The following is a 19372-nucleotide window of genomic DNA, read 5'->3' on the forward strand; positions in this document are numbered from 1 at the left end:
AGTATGTTTTGATTATTGTTACCCTGATTTCAGTTCAGAAAAAATTTTATACTTTTGGCAAATATTCGCGTGCTAACCAGCGAATCTGCATCTGTGCATCCGGTAATAATTTTTGTAATTTTGCCACAGCAGCTTCAGTCAGTAACTGTCCGCACATAAATATATCAATGGCAGCATAGTGATATTCAGGCCATGTATGGATACTGATATGTGATTCAGCCAATAACAATACACCCGTAACACCACCGTTGCCGCCGAAAGTATGAAAATAACTGGTAAGAATATGCGCCTGTGCTGCCTGCGCAGCCTGACGCAATAATTCTTCGATGGCAACAGCATCCTGCAACCAGTTACCGTTTGTTTGATAAACATCCAGTAAACAGTGCTGCCCTACACTATGACTAAGCTGTTTTATTTGTGCCATCGCCCGCTGCTACTATAATAATGCCCGCCCGAAGAGTTTGTATCTGTTTCATGCGCGGCATAATCTATCCATGTAAATGCAATTAATAGTATTGCAGCAATATAAATATTGTATTTCCTGGTTTTATTTAATTGACGAGTTTTTAATTTGGGCACAGTCGACAGTAAACTAAAAGCAAATATAAACACTAGCACCGCATCAATTCCATAGTCATAATCAGCCGGTCCGCCGACCAATATTATAAAAATTACCGGTAAATTTAAAACAACAAATAAAGCTATCCAGAAATTAGGGTTATAAATATTAAACAGAGAATTTATAAAGGTTTGCCGGGACCATTTTCTGATATTGTCGGCATTAAAATCTTTTGCTTTAATGCCTTGATGTTCACGCACAATTTCAACAGCTTTATCCCGCTCAAGGGGTTTTGCTTTAATACTGATATTTTTATCATTTTGAAACCATGCAGCCACCAGAGAAGCAGGGATGGTGCTGACCACAGACCATGATTGTTCGTTGTCCGTGAGCGTTGTAGACAGTTTATGCGCCTTGCAACCATAATCGATATAATACATTCTGTCGCCCGGAGCAACCTGCCAGTAAAATGCACCGGCAGCATACATTACATGGGCAGCATAATCATATAAAAACGGAATATCTTCTCTTTTTAAATCGAGCGGTTGTAATGGTCCGTTTAAAATAGGCCAATCGTCCAGTGTTGAAGACATTGCCCATTGATTATTTTCCAGCTCCAGCAGCCATAAAAAGCCTTTTCTGGGTGAGTAAAGCAGATATTCAGTCCAGCCAAGACTGTCTTCTTCCTCTGTCTCTTCACGCATAACCTGAACATACAAAGGTACATCCGGAAAAGCTATCTGTACTGGCAATTCCACCAGTATCATTGCACCCAGTACCCACCAGTCTTCATTGTTGATACGTGCTTTACTGCCAATTTTAATGGTTAACTGACGCTCATACCATTCACGCTTCTCACTGATGTTTTTCTGTAATGCCGCGTCTTCACTCATATCCATCTGACCGTGGCAATACTGGCATAGTACGTAATCGGTTACCCCGCTTACCCAGAGAATTTCACCGCCGCAACTCGGGCATTTACCTCTTTTAGTACTGCCTTTTACATAACCGGCCTGGCTGCGTATCTGTTCTTTTCTGCGAGTGTTTTGCAGTTTCAGTGATTTCAGGGTCACTCCCCGACCTGCAAATACTTCAGGCTGTTGCTGACCGGATGAGTAATCCAGCGTAATAAATGACAAACCATTACGGCAATCAGCTACCAGTGCTGTTTCAGAATTTGGCAGCGATACAGGTAACTCACCTTCAGCCACATACTGACCCCGGCTGGTTTTGTGAATATCAGCTACAGCATACCAACGTGACTGATACTTAAAAAATGTTTTACCGACTTTCAGACTACTGAATTCGGGTAATTTTTCCTCACCGGCAGATGCCGGCTGCAAACGGGTAAAAGCAAAACGGTCATTAGTTTCAGACAGCCATGCACTGCTGCCATCTTCTAACAGTGCATGCCACTCATTCCATAAACCTGCTTCATAATGTACTTGTATACGCCCGATCAGAATAAATGACTTACCCTGCCACTTACCGGTAGTACCGATTTGCAGCGGAGATAAATCATTCAATACTGCAGAATGGCGCCCTGACTGAAGCAGTTTATTCTGATTAACTAATAAAACAGAATGACAATAGCCGCAAACCGCAGTGACTGCGGTGGCTGAACGGATTCCGATTTCAGCCCCGCAGCTGGGACAGCTTGTGTGCAGAAGATAAGAGGATGAACTATTCATACTGCGAATTAACCGGTGATTTTTTTGATAATCTCAGCCTTGGCAGTATCATAATCATTCTGACTAATCAGGTTTTGCTCCAGCAATGTTTTCAGTTGCGCGAGCCGGGCAGTTAAATCTGAAGTTCCGTTTTCAGTACTACCGGCCGGTGCAGTCTGTGCAGCCACCGTTCCGGTCAGACCGGAAGTCATCACAGTGGCTATATTCATACCGGCAGCCAGTCCGGCACCAATTCCGGCAATACCACCTTCATTCTCTGCTGCCAGCGGAATGGCCTGTGCAGTCTGATACTGGGTATAACGTGCTATATCCCCGACAATACCCATGCCGATACGCTCATCCAGACGCTTTTGCAGATTTTCCGGCAGAGTAATACTTTCCACAGTAAACTTTTCCAGCTCCAGTCCGAGCTCTGCAAAAGCCGGTTTCAGTAATGTGATCATTTGCTGTGACAGCATTAGCTGGTTAGCAGCCATATCCAGAAAAGGAATAGAAGAATTGCCAAAAGCAGTGGCCATCTGAGTAATGACCAGATTACGCAACTGCTCTTCCAGTGTTTCAGTTCGGTATTCTTCACAGACACCGCTTACTTCACGAAAGAAAACTGCCGGCTGGGCAATGCGAAAAGTGTACATGCCAAACGAGCGTACAGCGATGGCGCCAAAATCACTGTCGCGAATGGTAACCGGCTGTGCAGTCCCCCAGCGTCTGGATAATTGCTGACGCAGATTGAAAAAATACACATCCGATTTAAATGGAGACTGAAATAATTTACTCCAGTTTTTCAGATTGGTGAGTAAAGGCAGATTCTGGGTATTAAGGGTAAATGTTCCTGTACCAAACTGATCTGCGATCTGACCTTCATCCACAAAAAGAGCAGACTGTGCCTCACGCACCACCAGAGCGGCACCATTCTGAATTTCCTGATCTTGTAAGGGAAACCGCCACATTAACACATCCGGGTCAGGATTTTCCCACTGGATAACGTCAATAAATTGTTTCTTAATGAAGCCACCCAGACCATTACTGCCAAAAATTGAATTCATTACCATTGTTCGTATCCAGTTTAAATTAGAGTTAATTATTAACTTAATGCTGCAGCATTAAGAATACCGATAGCCACAGACAAACCAAAAAACAGAATTCCGACTGCAATATTATTATTTGCCAGTTCCTGATTAGCTTTAGGTATCAGCAGGGTAGCAATCAAATACACCAGAATCTGAATAATCATGGCTGCTATGCCCCAGATAATAAAACTGACCAGATTAACTGATTGCAGCATACTGGAAGTCAGAGTGATGCAAAAACCAATCATTGAGCCGCTCAGCGAAACAGCACAGGCAATATTCCCCTGTTTAATTAATTTCAGCTCAGCTACAGGAGTAATACGCATATATAACAAAGCAAATGCGATTAGCATGGATAGTGCCACCGCAAAGTATTTTAAATATTGGAGATATTGCAATAAAGGAATTGTCATTATTTATTATCCCGATTATTTCTGATGTTAAACATACCGTATAATAATTATTTTGTATAGTATTGAATTTACTTTAATATGCATAAATTTAACATCTGAATATAACTATTGCCTTATCAGTATATACAGTTTAGTCAGACAGGATGCCTCACAGCAGCCTGTGCCTGAAGCAGACAAAATGAATAAAAGGATAAACGGTGAATCCTGCTTTAATTGTATCGGTATTTGTGGTAGCCAGCTGCGGTCTGGCATATGAACTGATTATTGCTGCTCTGGCCAGTTATCTGCTTGGTGATTCGATACTTCAGTTTTCTTCAATTATCGGCGTGTACATGTTTGCGATGGGTATCGGTGCACATATGACACGCTATATTAAGGACAAAGATGCATTAAGCCGTTTTATTGATATCGAAATTCTGGTGGGCATCGTTGGCGGTATTTCTGCGCTGCTGCTGTTTGTTCTGTTTGGCTTCTCTGAGACACCTTTTCGTTCGATACTGTACGGAATGGTACTGACCATCGGTATTGTTACCGGAATGGAACTGCCGCTGGTCATGCGGGTACTCAATTTACGGGAAGTTGAATTTAAAGAAGTCGTTAGCCGGGTGCTGACTTTTGATTATCTGGGTGCCCTGGCTGTTTCCCTGCTCTTTCCTTTGATTCTGGCACCCAAACTCGGTATGGCCAGAAGTGCTCTGCTGTTCGGTATTCTGAATACGGTTGTTGCATTATTAACTGCGCGGTTATTTAAAAAAAACTTACGCCGCTACCGCAGCCTGTATCTGCGCGGTAATGTGGTTCTGCTTATTCTGATTCTTCTTTTCTGCTATGCCAATAAAATTACTGATAAGGCAGAACAGCATTATTTCGGCGATCCGGTCGTATACAGCACAGCCTCTCCTTATCAGCGTCTGGTCATTACAAAATGGCATAATGATACCCGTTTATTTATCAACGGCAATTTACAATTTTCTTCAATGGATGAAGCCCGTTATCACGAAGCACTGGTCTTGCCGGTAATGGAACAGAATCCTCAGACTGCCAGTGTTCTGATACTGGGCGGCGGTGACGGACTGGCTGCTCGTGAAGTACTGAAATACCCTCAGGTTAAGCAGGTTACTCTGGTCGATCTGGATGCCAGCATGACTAAAGTATTCCGTAACTCTACTCATTTGCGCCAGCTTAACCAGAATTCACTGAATAATCCGAAAATGCATATTATCAATGCGGATGCGGCACAGTGGCTGGAACACAATCAGCAGAAATTTGATGCAATCATTATTGATTTTCCCGACCCGTCTAATTTCTCTCTGGGCAAGCTGTATTCAGTTCCGATGTACCGGATGGTTGCACAGCATTTAAATCCGCAGGGCAATATCGTAGTGCAGTCCACTTCACCTTATTTCGCCCCGAATGCGTTCTGGTGTATTGTGAACACGCTGGAAACAGCCGGCTTAAAGACTCTGCCTTACCATGTTTATGTTCCGTCATTCGGTGAATGGGGTTATGTAATGGCAAATCAGAGCGGTGAATTTCTGATTCCTGATCATTATCAGGTACCAACACGCTATCTGGATGCCGATAGTACAAGAGAAATGTTTATTTTTCCGAAAGATATGCAACGCCGCTCTGTTGAACCCAATCATCTGAATACACAAAAGCTGGTAGAGTATTTTGAAGCTGACTGGCGCGCTGTCATGCGCTAAAGGAATAGCAGAAATGAAAATCAGTCGTCGCCGTTTTCTCAGCCATGTGCTCGGTGCCAGTATGGTAGGTTTAACCGGCTATGAGGCATGGCGCTATTTCAGACCCGGGCAGCCGCCAGTCAGTATAGATTTTCCCGGTAAGGCAACCGGCCATGCTATTCGTGATGCCCGTATAAATGTCCCGGCAGAGATACCCGGATTCAGCGTGAATACTGTGATTGTCGGCAGCGGGGCGGCAGCTCTGGCTGCGGCGTGGCAATTATCCAGACAAGGCATGCAGGATTATATTTTACTTGACGGGGCTGAACGCAATGGCAATAACCGCGGCGAACAGCAGTTTGGCGTAAACTATCCGACCGGAGCCCATTATCTGCCCCTGCCTTCGCCTGAATCAGAACATATTCGCGAACTACTTAGTGATTTACAGCTCTATCAGCATGGTGTCTATGATGAGCGGGCTTTACTTCAAGTACCCAATGAGCGTCTGTTTTATCAGCAGCAATGGCAGAACGATTTACTGCCGCATACAGATGCCGACAGTAAACGCTTTTTTCAGTTTATACACAGGCTCAGTAGTCAACGTGGTACAGATGGTAAGCGTTTATTCATTATTCCGCTTGATTTAGCCAGCATGGATAGACAATGGCGCCGTCTGGAAAAAATAACATTTGCTGACTGGCTTGAGCAGCAAAACTATCGTTCGCCGACATTTTTATGGTATCTGGACTATTGCTGCCGTGATGATTACGGACAAGGTATCAGACAAATTAGTGCCTGGGCAGGTTTGCACTATTTTTGTGCGCGCGGTAATCAGCAAAATGAGCATGGCACAATAATGACATGGCCTGATGGTTTGAATGAACTGTCGCAACGGATACGCACATTCTGCCGCCTGCATCCGGCAACCGGTCTGGCAGATATTAGTTTGCCACGCACTCAGCCATATAGCATCAATGCCTTTGCTGTTTCAATTGAGGAGCATAATCAGGGTGTTCGCCTGCTTATCTGTACAGAGCGGCAACAATATTACTGGCTTGAAGCTCAGCATGCTGTATGTGCCATGCCACTTTATATTGCAGCCCATGTAGTTAAAGATATTCAGCAGTACGGATTCAAACCGGATATTCATATGCCGCAATATGCACCATGGATTGTGGCAAATTTTCTGCTGCGTGGTTTTCCGGCAGAACGCAAGGGCAGCAAACTCGCCTGGGATAATATCCTCTATCAGGGGAAAGGACTGGGTTATGTGGTGGCAACCCACCAGCAAATCCGGCAGGGTCCACCGACCTATACCTCATTTACCGCCTATACTGCGCTGAATCATGATACCCCTGCTAATGTGCGCCGCTGGATGCTGTCTGCCTCAACCGATGAAATTTATCAATGTGCGGCCGCAGAACTGGAGCAAATCTATGGAGTTAAACTACGCCGGCGTATGTTGCAGGCGCGTTTAAGTTTACGTGGCCATGCCATGGCTGTACCGCAACCGGGCTATCTGTCCAATCAGGGTTTACAGTCACTGCGTACTTATACAGGTCGCTTACAGTTTGCACACAGTGATTTATCCGGTTATTCGATTTTTGAAGAAGCCTGCTACTGGGGTAAACGTGCGGCAGTTCAGATACTGGCACAACACTAATATGCGGTATCAGAACAAACAAACAGCCTGCTGCCAGAAATATGGCAGCAGGCTGTTTGATTCAGATAACAAAGTTTCTAAACTTCAAGATAATCCATAATACTTTGTGCCGCATCACGACCCTCGGCAATAGCAGTAACCACCAGATCAGAACCACGGGTAATATCACCACCGGCAAAAATTCTGGGGTTGGCTGTTTGCTGTTTATATTCACCACAGGTCTGAATCCGGCCGCGTTCATCCACAGTAACACCAACACTGTTTAACCAAGGCATACTGTGCGGAGCAAAACCAAACGCCACAATCACCGCATCGCAGGCAATAACTTCTTCACTGCCGGCAACGATTTCAGCACGCCGGCGCCCGCGTTCATCCGGCGCGCCCATTATGGTTTTTACTACCTGAATACCGCTTACTGTGCCATCAGCATCAGTCACTACAGCCTGTGGCTGCACATTGAATCTGAACTGAACACCTTCTTCACGCGCATTATTGAATTCTTTTTTTGACCCGGGCATATTGGCGGCATCGCGGCGATAGGCGCAGATAACCTCTTTTGCCTGCTGACGTAAAGCTGTACGCACACAATCCATGGCAGTATCACCACCGCCAAGAACCACTACGCGCTTATCAGCCATAGAAACATAATCTTTACTGGGAATATTCAGCAAATGTTCGGTATTGCCGATTAAATAAGGTAATGCCAGATAAACACCAGCAGCATCTTCATTTTCAATACCTGCACGCAGCCCCTGATAAGTACCTACACCCAGAAATACCGCATCATACTGCTGTTCCAGCTCTTGCAGGGTAACATCTTGACCTACTGTTACCCCCAGTCTGAACTCAATACCCATATCAGTCAGTACATGACGGCGGCGCATCATCACTTCTTTTTCAAGTTTAAAAGCCGGAATACCGAAAGTCAGTAAACCGCCGATTTCTGTCGCCCGTTCGTAGATCGTAACATCCACACCATTGCGAATCAGTACATCGGCACAGCCCAGCCCGGCCGGACCGGCACCGACTACCGCCACTTTTTTGCCTACTTTTTCCACCTTACTGATATCAGGATGCCATCCCTGTGCAAAAGCCTGTTCAGTAATGTATTTTTCAATGGCTCCAATCGTAACCGCTCCGAATTCAGCATTCAGTGTGCAATCACCTTCACACAAGCGGTCTTGCGGGCAAACCCGTCCGCAGACTTCCGGCAGACTGTTGGTAGAGTGTGCCAGTTCAACTGCTTCGATAATTCTTCCTTCATTGGCCAGTCGCAGCCAGTTGGGAATATTATTGTGTAAAGGACATTTATTCTGACAGTACGGATTACCACAGGCCAGACAGCGGTCTGCCTGCGCAATAGCCTGTGCAGTAGTAAACGGCTGATAAATTTCCGCAAACTCATGCCGACGTACAGTCAGCGGTTCTTTCGGGGGATCCACACGCGGCACATCAATAAACTGATAAACATTTTCGCGTTGACTCATCTGGTGTTCCTTGCAATATTTCTAATTATTTCTGCATTATCCGGCGGGTTTACTGGGTCACTGCACGCAGTTCTGTAACTGTACGCGGCTTATGTCCCAGTAACGCATCAACATCATTGGCTTTCGGTTTAACCAGCACAAAACGGCTGACATAATTATCCCATTCTGCCAGAATGCGCTCCCCTAACGGACTGTGGGTATTCTCTACATGCTCGGCAATTAACCCGCGCAGATTTTCCTGATGCATAGTTAATTCGCTGATATCTAGTCCTTCCACCAGCTCCGGATTAATCCGCTGTTTAAAGCAGCCGTCTACATCCAGTACATAGGCAAAGCCACCGGTCATACCGGCACCAAAATTAATTCCGGTTTTACCGAGTACGCATACCACACCACCAGTCATATATTCACAGCCATTGTCACCAATGCCTTCTACGACCACCGTAGCGCCGGAATTGCGCACGGCAAAACGCTCTCCGGCCTTACCGGAAGCAAAAAGCTTGCCACCGGTAGCACCATACAGACAAGTATTGCCGATAATTGTCGTGTCTTCAGGGCGGAAAGCTGTGCCGCCGTGCGGATGAATCACAATTTTGCCGCCGGACATACCTTTACCCACATAATCGTTGGCATCCCCGGTGAGATATAAATTCACTGTTCCGGCCAGCCATACGCCAAAACTTTGTCCGGCTGTTCCTGTCAAATAAATATCAAAACGCTGAGGCACGTGACCGCGATTACCGTAAGTTTCTGCAATCCGGCCGGATAATGAGGCACCTACTGAACGGTCGGTATTATTAATATCATAATTTAATTCAACATCCTCACCGCTTTGTATCGCATCTCCAATATCCTCCATGATGGTACGGTTAAGGCGTCCCGGATCAAACGGAGGATTGGTCTGGGTACAGTAGCGTGAGCTCCCATCCGGTACTTTCGGGGAATACAGCAGCTTGCTCAAATCCAGCGTACCTTGTTTAGGCGTAATTCCGGAAACAATTTCCAGTAACTCAGTACGGCCGATTAAATCCGTTAACTGAGTTACACCGAGCTGCGCCATAATTTCGCGGACATCCTGTGCAATGAATTTGAAATAATTCATTGCTTTTTCAGGCAGGCCGTGGAAATGTTCATGGCGCAAAGTATCATCCTGTGTCGCCACACCGGTAGCGCAGTTATTCAGATGGCAAATGCGCAGATAGCGGCAGCCCAGTGCAATCATCGGTCCGGTACCAAAACCAAAACTTTCAGCCCCCAGAATAGCTGCCTTCACAATATCCAGCCCGGTTTTCAGACCACCATCAACCTGTAAGCGCACTTTATGGCGCAGATTATTTTCTACCAGAGCCTGCTGAGTTTCAGCCAGACCCAGTTCCCACGGGCTGCCGGCATATTTCACACTGGTTATCGGACTGGCACCGGTACCGCCGTCATAGCCGGAAATAGTAATCAGATCGGCATATGCCTTAGCCACACCGGTAGCAATCGTACCCACACCCGGTAAAGACACCAGCTTAACTGAAATCAGCGCACGTGGATTAATCTGTTTCAAGTCAAAAATCAGCTGTGCCAAATCTTCAATTGAATAAATATCATGATGCGGTGGCGGCGAAATCAGCGTAGACCCGGGCACGGCAAAGCGCAGCTGAGCAATGTACGGAGTCACTTTATCCCCGGGTAACTGACCACCTTCACCCGGCTTGGCACCCTGTGCCACTTTAATCTGAATAACATCAGCACTCATCAGATAAGCCGGTGTTACACCAAAACGGCCGGAAGCCACCTGTTTAATCCGTGATACCCGTTCAGTACCATAACGGTTCGGATCTTCGCCCCCTTCTCCTGAATTGGAGAAACCACCCAGACGGTTCATCGCAGTAGCCAGCGCTTCATGCGCTTCCGGACTCAGTGCACCGATAGACATTGCCGCACTGTCAAAGCGCTTATACAGATTTTCTGCGGCTTCTACCTGTTCCAGCTTAACCGGCGTTGCATTATCAGTTTTCAGACGCAGCAAATCTCGCAACATAGCAGGCGGACGGTGGTTAACTGCATCTGCATAACGACGGTAACGGCTATAGTCTCCGGTATTTATGGCCGCCTGCAATGTATTCACCACCTCAGGATTATAGGCATGATACTCACCCTGCGGCTTGTATTTCAGATAACCGCCGATTTCCAGTCCGCGGCTTTTCTGCCATGCCCGCTTGTGAAGCCATCTGAGCTCATCATCCAGCTGGGCAAATGTTGCACCTTCAATCCGGTTAATCATATTCTTAAAGCATAACTGCATCACTTCGTGATGAAAGCCCACTGCTTCGAACAAACATGCACAACGATAGGAAGAAATCGTTGATATGCCCATTTTGGAGATGATTTTATACAGCCCCTTATTAATACCATTGCGGAAATTCAGCATTACCTGCCGTAATGGTTTGGTAATTGCACCAATGCTAACCATCCTGGCCAGACTTTCATACGCCAGATACGGATACACTGCCGTGGCACCCAGACCAATCAGTACCGCAAAATGGTGCGGATTACGTGCCGAGGCAGTTTCAACAATAATATTGGCATCACAGCGCAAATTGGTTTCGACCAGACGCTGCTGAATAGCACCGACACTGAAAACAGCAGGAATAGCAATAGCATTCCGGCTGACATTGCGGTCTGATATCACCAGCAGAACAGCACCGTTTCTGACAGCAGCCACAGCTTCATCGCATAAATGTACCAGCGCTTCCTGCAAACTGGTTTCATTCGGGTTATAGACAGCATCCAGATGATGATGCTGATAATGCTCAGCTGATAACTGCAATAACTGCTGCATATCAGAGTACAGCAATACCGGCGATTTAAAATTCACCCGATGTGACATTCCCTCAGCTTCAAAAAACACACTCATTTCGCGCCCGATACAAGTATTCAGGCTCATCACATGTTTTTCGCGCAAGGGGTCAATCGGCGGATTGGTTACCTGAGCAAAATACTGACGGAAATAGTCGTACAGTACCCGCGGTCGTTGTGACAACACCGCAAATGGCGTATCGTCACCCATTGATCCTACCGGTTCCTGTCCGTTTTCTCCCAGTATCCGCACTACATTTTCCAGCTCTTCCATGTCATAACCGAACAGTTTCTGGTAAACCAGCAACTGGTCTGCTGACAAACTGGAAGTACCGGCCTCTTCATCCGGCAGTTTTTCAAACGGAATCAGCGATAATACATTTTTATCCAGCCATTCTTTATACGGATGCCGGGTTTTCAGCTCAGTATTGATATCCGCTGAATGCATCAGCCGGCCTTCACGCGTATCAATCACCAGCAACTCACCCGGTCCGACACGGCCTTTTTCCAGTACTTCATCCGGTGCGTAATCCCAGATACCCACTTCAGAAGCAATCGTAATCAGTTTATCCTGAGTAATAACATAGCGCGCCGGCCGTAAACCATTTCTGTCCAGCGTACAGGCCGCATAGCGGCCGTCACTCAGTACAATACCGGCCGGGCCGTCCCATGGTTCCATATGCATGGAATTAAAATCGTAAAATGCACGCAAATCCTCATCCATATCCGGATTGTGCTGCCATGCCGGCGGTACCAGCAGACGCATAGCCCGGAACAAATCCATACCGCCATTCACAAACAGCTCCAGCATATTGTCCAGAGAGCTGGAATCCGAACCGGTTTCATTGACAAACGGCGCAGCAGTCTGCAAATCGGGAATCAGTGGTGTATGGTATTTATACGAGCGTGCGCGCGCCCAGGCACGATTCCCTGAAATAGTATTAATTTCACCATTGTGTGCCAGATAACGGAATGGCTGAGCCAGCTGCCAGCGTGGCAATGTATTGGTGGAAAAGCGCTGGTGAAACAGACAAATAGCACTTTGCATGCGCAAATCAGCCAGATCAGGATAAAACCGTGGTAAATCCTTGGGCATACACAGCCCTTTATAAATCATCGTCTGATTGGATAAGCTGCAAATATAAAAATCACGATGATTAATCCGTTTTTCAACACGCCGGCGAGTCATAAACAGTCGCCGTTCCAAATCACGCGGCAGCCAGCCGGCAGGCGCATTAACAAACACCTGTTGAATATAAGGCATATCCGCCAGAGCAATGGAACCAAGCATTTTCGGATTAGTGGGAACAGGCCGCCAGAATGAAATATTCAGCGTTTCACGCGTCAGTTCTTCCTCAATTATTGCTTTATATTCTTCTAGCAAAGCCTCATCACGGGGAAAGAAAATCATCCCTACGGCAAAATTTTTGGCCAGCGTAATTCCTTCTTCTTCGGCAACAGCCTGAAAGAATTTTTTCGGCATTTGCAGTAACAGGCCACAACCATCACCTGTTTTGCCATCCGATAAAATCGCACCGCGATGCTGCATGCGTGACAGCCCAAGAATTGCGGTACGCACCACCTTGTGGCTGGCTTCGCCTTCAATATTGGCAATCAATCCAAAACCGCAGTTTTCTTTTACCAGAGAGTGGTCGTATAAGCTGGACATTGGGAAACCTCATTTGCTGCACTAACTGCAAAGCACAAATTAATTAGACAAGGTAACAAACATACAAAAATTTACCTATAAGCGTCAAAACCTTTTTTCTCCAGCACCGCAAAAAAAACTCTGTGATTTCATTTAAATTTAGATTAAATCACTACGATAATCCGTTTTACTGCGTATAAAAATGGAATTGAGTACAATATCTGCTATTTTTCACCAATTTAGAGATAATTAATAATAACTGTCTAAAAGGCCAAAAAAATTGCCAAAAGCACAAATTATGCTATTGGCAAATTATTTTAATTGAGAATAATAATCAATTATTATTCTAATTCAACAATATAAAATTATCTGATTTAATTATTTCCGGCTTTAAATATAAAAAAACAGGCACATCATGTTTTATACTTTTCGGCTGTAATAAATAAAAAAGGGAGATGCCAGCATCTCCCCGATAAATATTATTCATTAACGACACCCGCATGTTCAGCCTGAACATCAGCATGATAACTGGAGCGTACCATGGCACCAATGGCACCATGCTTAAAGCCCATCTCGTAAGCACGCTTTTCAAACTCCTTAAACTGCTGCGGCGTAACATAACGCAATACCGGCAAATGGCTGTTACTTGGCTGCAAATACTGGCCGATAGTAATCATTTCCACATCATGAGCACGTAAATCCTGCATAACTTCCAGAATTTCCTCATCACTTTCTCCCAGCCCTACCATCAGACCGGATTTGGTCGCCACTTCCGGCCTTAATGCCTTGTACTGTTTCAGCAGTTTCAGTGAATGCTGATAATCGGCTCCGGGGCGAGCCTGCTTATACAGGCGCGGTGCGGTTTCCAGATTGTGATTCAGTACATCCGGCGGTGTCTGTGCCAGAATATCCAGCGCGGTATCCAGACGGCCGCGAAAATCAGGCACCAGCACTTCTATCTGTGTATGCGGGCTAGACTCGCGAATGGCAGTAATGCAGTCGGCAAAATGCTGTGCCCCGCCATCGCGTAAATCATCACGGTCAACCGAAGTAATCACCACATAACGTAAATTCATTGCTTTCACTGAAGCAGCCAGATGCTTTGGTTCCTGCGGATCAAGCGGATTAGGACGGCCATGCCCCACATCACAGAACGGACAGCGGCGGGTGCAGATATCACCCATAATCATAAAGGTTGCCGTACCCTTGCTGAAACATTCACCAATATTCGGACAGCTGGCTTCTTCACATACAGTATGCAGCTTCTGCTCACGCACAATGCTTTTAATTTCAAAAAACTTCTGGCTGCTTGGCAGTCGTGCCCGTATCCATTCCGGCTTTTTCAGTTTTTCTTCCAGCGGCACAACCTTAATCGGAATGCGCGCAGTTTTTTCCGCACCTTTATGTTTTACCCCTTGGCTGTTATCTTGATTCATAGTACAACTTTCTGTATAGATTTCCGCTCAGGCGGCGGTGCATTCAATTCTAAAGTCAGGTAGCCGGTTAAACGCTCAGCCACATCGGCCAGCTCAGGACAGGGCTTAACAAAATCCGCTATCTGGGTCATATGCAAACCGGCATAACCGCACGGATTAATATGTGTAAACGGAGTCAGATCCATATTCACATTCAGTGCCAGCCCGTGATACACCGCCCCTTGTTTAATACGCAGACCAAGCGAAGCAATTTTTTGACCGTTCACATAAACACCGGGACGTTTCGGATCATTTACCGCTGTAATTCCATAATCAGCCAGCGTAGCAATAATACTGTTTTCCAGCCGGCTGACCAGCTCGCGTACAGTAATATGCCGGCGCTTGAAATCAATCAGCGTATATACCACCAACTGCCCCGGACCGTGATAGGTAACCTGTCCGCCCCGGTCAATCTGCACTACTTCAATATCATCATGCACCAGAATATGTTCGGGTTTACCAGCCATACCCTGAGTAAATACCGGCAGATGTTCAACTACCCATAATTCATCTTCAGTATCAGCCGTACGCTGTGCAGTAAATTCCTGCATAGCCGCAAAAACCGGCTGATAGGAGCGTAAACCCAGCTGCACCACTTTCATAGTACAACTTTCACCATCGGATGGCTGCTTAAAGCACGATAAATATTATCCAGCTGTTCCTGATTTTCAGCACGAACCACCACCGTTGCACTAATATAATTACCCTTACTGCTCGGACGGGTATTAATATTTTCTGCCGCTGTATCCGGTGCATGCTGCTGCACCACCTCCAGCACTTTAGCCTCAAATTCCGGATGCTGTGCACCCATTACCTTAATCGGGAAATCCAGCGGAAATTCAATAATACTGGTTTTCAGATTATCACTCATTTCTGTACCTTTCCTGTCTGCTCACGTTTGTACCATGTAAATCCCATGCAAAACAGGCTTATTCACGTAAATTTTTTTAATCCAAAGCTAAGAACAGCTGTACAGCCAGACTAAACACCTGTTTTTTGTGCCAGATAGGCCTGTAATCCCCGTTCGCGCAACACACAGCTCGGGCATTTACCACAACCGCCCTCTATACCATCATAACAGGTATGTGTGTGTTTCCGTACATAGTCCAGATAGCCCAGCTCATCCGCCAATGCCCAGGTTTGCGCCTTATCCAGATACATCAGCGGCGTTATCAGCCTGAATTCATAATCCATAGCCAGATTCAGCATTACATTCATAGACTGGACAAACACATTACGGCAATCAGGATAGCCGGAAAAATCCGTTTCACAAACACCGGCAATAACATCATGAATACCCTGACCCTTAGCAAAAATGGCCGCATAAAGTAAAAACAGCGCATTCCGTCCGTCGACAAAAGTATTGGGCAACCCTTCAGCCGGTGCCTCAATCGTCTGCTGTTTATCCATCAGCGCATTATGGGTAATACTTTGCAACAGCGACAAATCCATCACTGTCTGTGCCACGCCCAGATCCTGTGCAATCCAGCGTGCTTTTTCCAGCTCAATCGCATGACGCTGACCATACTGAAACGTAATCGTCTGCACATTCTCACGCCCGTAAGCAGCAATAGCCTGCAACAGACAGGTAGTTGAGTCCTGACCGCCGGAAAAAATTACCAGAGCCTTAGAATATTGTTTCATTATCCAGATTCCTTAGTTTTGATTTCAGAACCAGCCGGAAAGCCCTCTTTCCGGCCGCCTGACGTGGGAGGTTTGCGAACCACGCAGTCATTTATTACAAATTATAAAACATTTGCCCTCTTATACTGACAGTTTGGTCACGAAAGCGTGTAAAACAGGTAAAATAACCGGCTTTATTGCTGATATTTCAAATACACAAACATGTTGGTACTGGGAATAGAATCTTCTTGTGATGAAACCGGCGTCGCCCTGTACGACAGCACGCTCGGTCTGCTGGCTCATCAACTGCATACACAAATTGCCATGCATGCAGAATATGGCGGTGTCGTGCCCGAACTGGCCAGCCGCGATCACATCCGCCGGCTGACACCGCTTACTCAGGCCTGTCTGCAAGAGGCAGATAAAACATACAGTGATATCGACGCTATTGCCTACACACAGGGACCGGGTCTGGGCGGTGCACTTTTGGCCGGTGCCAGCTTTGCCAATGCTCTGGCATTCGCCCTGAACAAACCGGTTATTCCGGTACATCACCTTGAAGGACACATGCTCTCACCATTACTGAGCGAAGACAAACCTGCCTTTCCCTTCGTCGCCTTACTGGTTTCCGGCGGCCATACCCAGTTTATGGCCGTAAAAGGGATTGGCGACTATACCCTTCTGGGTGAAAGCATCGATGACGCTGCCGGAGAAGCTTTTGATAAAACCGCCAAACTGCTTGGCCTGCCTTATCCCGGCGGTGCCAGACTGTCAGAACTGGCCAGACTGGGACAACCGGGCAGCCTGCATTTTCCCCGCCCCATGCTGCATTCACACGACTTAAACATGAGTTTTTCCGGTTTAAAAACCGCAGTATTGACCGCAGTAAACAAAATCCGCACAGAAACAGGCTGTAAAGAACAGCTTCCGGAGCAAATTCGCAATGATATTTGCCGCGAATTTCAGAACGCCGTAGTAGATGTACTCACCAGCAAAGCCAGACAGGCATTAAAACAAACCGGTTATCAGCAGCTGGTTGTTGCCGGCGGTGTCGGCGCAAACTGGCAGTTACGCCAGAGCCTCAGCAACTTGCCGGGAATACAAACATTCTTTCCGCCAATGGCCTACTGCACAGATAATGGCGCCATGATTGCTTTTGCCGGTGCCATGCACCTGAGCAACGCACAGCCTGCTGCCGGTTTTAATGTAAAGCCGCGCTGGCCGCTCAGCCAGATTGTTCAGTAATACCGTGCACCCTCAGCACGGTTAACCGCACAGATTAATATGATTGAAATTAAAAACCTTAGTTTACAACGTGGTAATAAACAACTTTTGAATAATGCCAGCCTGACCATCTATCCGGGTCAGCGTATCGGCCTGATTGGTAAAAACGGTACCGGCAAATCCAGTCTGTTCGCTCTGATTGAAGGTAAAATCAGCCATGACAGCGGTGATATCCGTTTACCCAAACACTGGCAACTGGCCACTGTCAAACAGGAAACACCTGCACTGGATATACCTGCGCTGGACTATGTTTTGCAGGGCGACAGCGAATTGCAGCAACTGCAACAGCTACTGCAACAGGCCGAAGATGACGACGACGGCTTCAAACAGGCAGAATATCATGCAAGGCTGGATGAAATCGGCGCATACAGTGCACCGGCACGTGCAGCCAAACTGCTCAACGGTCTTGGTTTCTCACAGCAGGAACAGCAGCAACCGGTAAAATCATTCAGTGGCGGCTGGCGTATGCGCCTGAATCTGGCTCAGGCACTGATGTGCCGTACGGATTTACTCCTGCTGGATGAACCTACCAACCACCTGGATCTGGAAACAGTATTGTGGCTGGAACAGCATCTGGCCGGTCTGGACACCACCCAGATAATCATTTCGCATGACCGTGATTTTCTGAATGCCACCACCACTCAGACAGTTGAACTGACACAACAGCAGCTTATCCTCTACGGCGGCAACTATGATTTTTATCAGCAGGAACGTGCACAGCGGCTGACTCAGCAGCAGGCTGCCTATCTTAAACAGCAGGCTCATATTCAGCACCTGCAATCCTTTATCGACCGCTTTAAAGCCAAAGCCACCAAAGCAGTACAGGCACAAAGCCGAATCAAAGCACTGGCACGGCTTGAACGCATTGCCCCGGCACATCTGGACAGTGAATTTTCGTTTCAGTTTGCGCAGCCTGACCATCTGCCCAATCCGTTGCTGAAACTGGAACACATTAACCTCGGCTATGGTGACAAAACCGTTCTGCACGATATCGACCTCTCAGTTGAATCCGGAGCACGTTACGGTCTGCTCGGGGTAAACGGCAGCGGTAAATCCACTCTTATCAAAGCCATTTCCGACAGCCTGAAACCACTAAGCGGTCAGATTATCCGTGCGGAAAAACTCAAAATCGGTTATTTCGCCCAGCATCAGCTCGAAACACTGCGTGCAGACCAAAGTCCGGTCTGGCATATCCAGCAGCTGTCACCTGCCGTACGCGAACAGGAAATCCGCAACTTCCTCGGTAGCTTTGCCTTCATCGGAGATATGGCTTTACAACCAATCGCCCCCTTTTCCGGCGGTGAAAAAGCCCGTCTGGCACTGGCAATGATAGTCTGGCAAAAACCAAACCTGCTGCTACTGGACGAACCGACAAACCATCTTGATCTGGACATGCGCCATGCATTAACTGTAGCATTACAGACGTTTAAAGGCGCACTGATCGTAGTCTCTCACGACCGCAGTCTGCTTGAATCCACTACTGATGCCTTAATTTATCTCAGTGATGGCGAACTGAAACACTTTGATGGTGACCTGAGTAATTACCGCCAGTGGCGTTTAACTCAGGATCAGCATAACGGTGAACAGCCGCAGGATTCGCGTGATAACCACAACCGCAAAGAGCAGAAACGCATTGAAGCACAACAACGTCAGCAGCGTGCCCGTCTGATTAAACCGTTATTGAAAAATATCGAAAAAGCCGAACGGGATATGGGAAACTGGCAGCAGCAACGCAAACAACATGAAGCATTTCTTGCCAGTGAAGAAGCATATCTTGACGAAAATCAGACAAAATTACAACAAACCCTTACCCAATTGGCCGAGCTCAAAGTAAAATTAGCTCAGACTGAAGAAAAATGGCTTGAATGGCAGCAAGAAGTCGAAAACATTAACCAGACTACTTGAATTATTGCAGTATAAGGCTCAA

General features: G+C 46.6%; 14 protein-coding genes. 4 read left to right on the top strand and 10 right to left on the bottom strand.

Annotated features, from left to right (window positions below; all coding sequences use genetic code 11):
- Positions 1-46 precede the first annotated feature (46 nt).
- The 4 genes from speD to H3U82_RS07230 are packed head-to-tail and all read right to left on the bottom strand — an operon-like array spanning position 47 to position 3733.
- Positions 47-424, bottom strand: coding sequence for an adenosylmethionine decarboxylase (gene speD, locus H3U82_RS07215; protein ID WP_084551310.1), 378 nt, complete (start codon positions 422-424; stop codon positions 47-49).
- Positions 412-2250 (bottom strand): DUF4178 domain-containing protein, encoded by a 1839-nt coding sequence (locus H3U82_RS07220; protein ID WP_198209818.1) that lies wholly within the window; start codon positions 2248-2250, stop codon positions 412-414. Before H3U82_RS07220 ends, speD begins: the two co-directional genes overlap by 13 nt.
- 8 nt (positions 2251-2258) lie before the next feature.
- The gene (locus H3U82_RS07225; RefSeq protein ID WP_370520361.1) at positions 2259-3302 is read right to left on the bottom strand and encodes an SPFH domain-containing protein; all 1044 of its coding nucleotides are present in this window, start codon (positions 3300-3302) and stop codon (positions 2259-2261) included.
- Positions 3303-3334: 32 nt separating this feature from the next.
- Positions 3335-3733, bottom strand: a complete 399-nt coding sequence (locus H3U82_RS07230; protein WP_110413902.1) for a DUF350 domain-containing protein — start codon at positions 3731-3733, stop codon at positions 3335-3337.
- 197 nt (positions 3734-3930) lie between these two features.
- Here H3U82_RS07230 and H3U82_RS07235 point away from each other — a divergent pair, with 197 nt between their 5' ends.
- Positions 3931-5439, top strand: a complete 1509-nt coding sequence (locus H3U82_RS07235; RefSeq protein ID WP_084585861.1) for a polyamine aminopropyltransferase — start codon at positions 3931-3933, stop codon at positions 5437-5439.
- A gap of 13 nt (positions 5440-5452) precedes the next feature.
- Positions 5453-7081 carry an FAD-dependent oxidoreductase gene (locus H3U82_RS07240; protein ID WP_198209820.1) on the top strand — a complete coding sequence of 543 codons (1629 nt, stop codon included), beginning with the start codon at positions 5453-5455 and terminating at the stop codon, positions 7079-7081.
- Positions 7082-7158: 77 nt separating this feature from the next.
- On the opposite strand, the gene H3U82_RS07245 is transcribed toward H3U82_RS07240, so the two are convergent.
- The 6 genes from H3U82_RS07245 to queC form a co-directional block, all read right to left on the bottom strand.
- Complete coding sequence (locus H3U82_RS07245; protein WP_198209822.1) at positions 7159-8568, bottom strand: FAD-dependent oxidoreductase; 1410 nt, start codon at positions 8566-8568, stop codon at positions 7159-7161.
- Between the two features lie 49 nt (positions 8569-8617).
- The gene (gene gltB, locus H3U82_RS07250; RefSeq protein ID WP_198209824.1) at positions 8618-13084 is read right to left on the bottom strand and encodes a glutamate synthase large subunit; all 4467 of its coding nucleotides are present in this window, start codon (positions 13082-13084) and stop codon (positions 8618-8620) included.
- A gap of 458 nt (positions 13085-13542) precedes the next feature.
- Positions 13543-14499 (bottom strand): lipoyl synthase, encoded by a 957-nt coding sequence (lipA, locus tag H3U82_RS07255; RefSeq protein ID WP_025330040.1) that lies wholly within the window; start codon positions 14497-14499, stop codon positions 13543-13545.
- Positions 14496-15140: a lipoyl(octanoyl) transferase LipB gene (lipB, locus tag H3U82_RS07260; RefSeq protein WP_198209827.1), complete on the bottom strand. Its 645-nt coding sequence runs from the start codon at positions 15138-15140 to the stop codon at positions 14496-14498. Before lipB ends, lipA begins: the two co-directional genes overlap by 4 nt.
- Positions 15137-15409 (bottom strand): YbeD family protein, encoded by a 273-nt coding sequence (locus tag H3U82_RS07265; RefSeq protein ID WP_025330038.1) that lies wholly within the window; start codon positions 15407-15409, stop codon positions 15137-15139. The genes lipB and H3U82_RS07265 overlap by 4 nt, the downstream gene beginning before the upstream one ends.
- A 110-nt stretch (positions 15410-15519) precedes the next feature.
- Positions 15520-16182 (bottom strand): 7-cyano-7-deazaguanine synthase QueC, encoded by a 663-nt coding sequence (gene queC / locus H3U82_RS07270; protein ID WP_198209836.1) that lies wholly within the window; start codon positions 16180-16182, stop codon positions 15520-15522.
- A 201-nt stretch (positions 16183-16383) separates the two neighbouring features.
- On the opposite strand from queC, the gene tsaD reads away from it, so the two are divergent.
- A complete protein-coding gene (gene tsaD / locus H3U82_RS07275) occupies positions 16384-17406 on the top strand; it encodes a tRNA (adenosine(37)-N6)-threonylcarbamoyltransferase complex transferase subunit TsaD (RefSeq protein WP_198209839.1) in 1023 nt (340 codons plus the stop codon).
- A 39-nt stretch (positions 17407-17445) separates the two neighbouring features.
- Complete coding sequence (locus H3U82_RS07280) at positions 17446-19350, top strand: ATP-binding cassette domain-containing protein (RefSeq protein ID WP_198209841.1); 1905 nt, start codon at positions 17446-17448, stop codon at positions 19348-19350.
- Positions 19351-19372: the final 22 nt, after the last annotated feature.

The sequence above is a fragment of the Snodgrassella sp. W8132 genome (genome assembly GCF_016100865.1).
Taxonomy (GTDB): domain Bacteria; phylum Pseudomonadota; class Gammaproteobacteria; order Burkholderiales; family Neisseriaceae; genus Snodgrassella; species Snodgrassella alvi.

Coding starts and splice junctions, on each gene's coding strand:
- H3U82_RS07225 (WP_370520361.1), bottom strand. CDS start 3,302: ATGGTAATGAATTCAATTTTTGGCAGTAATGGTCTGGGTGGCTTCATT.
- H3U82_RS07245 (WP_198209822.1), bottom strand. CDS start 8,568: ATGAGTCAACGCGAAAATGTTTATCAGTTTATTGATGTGCCGCGTGTG.
- H3U82_RS07230 (WP_110413902.1), bottom strand. CDS start 3,733: ATGACAATTCCTTTATTGCAATATCTCCAATATTTAAAATACTTTGCG.
- H3U82_RS07280 (WP_198209841.1), top strand. CDS start 17,446: ATGATTGAAATTAAAAACCTTAGTTTACAACGTGGTAATAAACAACTT.
- queC (WP_198209836.1), bottom strand. CDS start 16,182: ATGAAACAATATTCTAAGGCTCTGGTAATTTTTTCCGGCGGTCAGGAC.
- tsaD (WP_198209839.1), top strand. CDS start 16,384: ATGTTGGTACTGGGAATAGAATCTTCTTGTGATGAAACCGGCGTCGCC.
- lipB (WP_198209827.1), bottom strand. CDS start 15,140: ATGAAAGTGGTGCAGCTGGGTTTACGCTCCTATCAGCCGGTTTTTGCG.
- H3U82_RS07220 (WP_198209818.1), bottom strand. CDS start 2,250: ATGAATAGTTCATCCTCTTATCTTCTGCACACAAGCTGTCCCAGCTGC.
- H3U82_RS07240 (WP_198209820.1), top strand. CDS start 5,453: ATGAAAATCAGTCGTCGCCGTTTTCTCAGCCATGTGCTCGGTGCCAGT.
- H3U82_RS07265 (WP_025330038.1), bottom strand. CDS start 15,409: ATGAGTGATAATCTGAAAACCAGTATTATTGAATTTCCGCTGGATTTC.
- lipA (WP_025330040.1), bottom strand. CDS start 14,499: ATGAATCAAGATAACAGCCAAGGGGTAAAACATAAAGGTGCGGAAAAA.
- gltB (WP_198209824.1), bottom strand. CDS start 13,084: ATGTCCAGCTTATACGACCACTCTCTGGTAAAAGAAAACTGCGGTTTT.
- speD (WP_084551310.1), bottom strand. CDS start 424: ATGGCACAAATAAAACAGCTTAGTCATAGTGTAGGGCAGCACTGTTTA.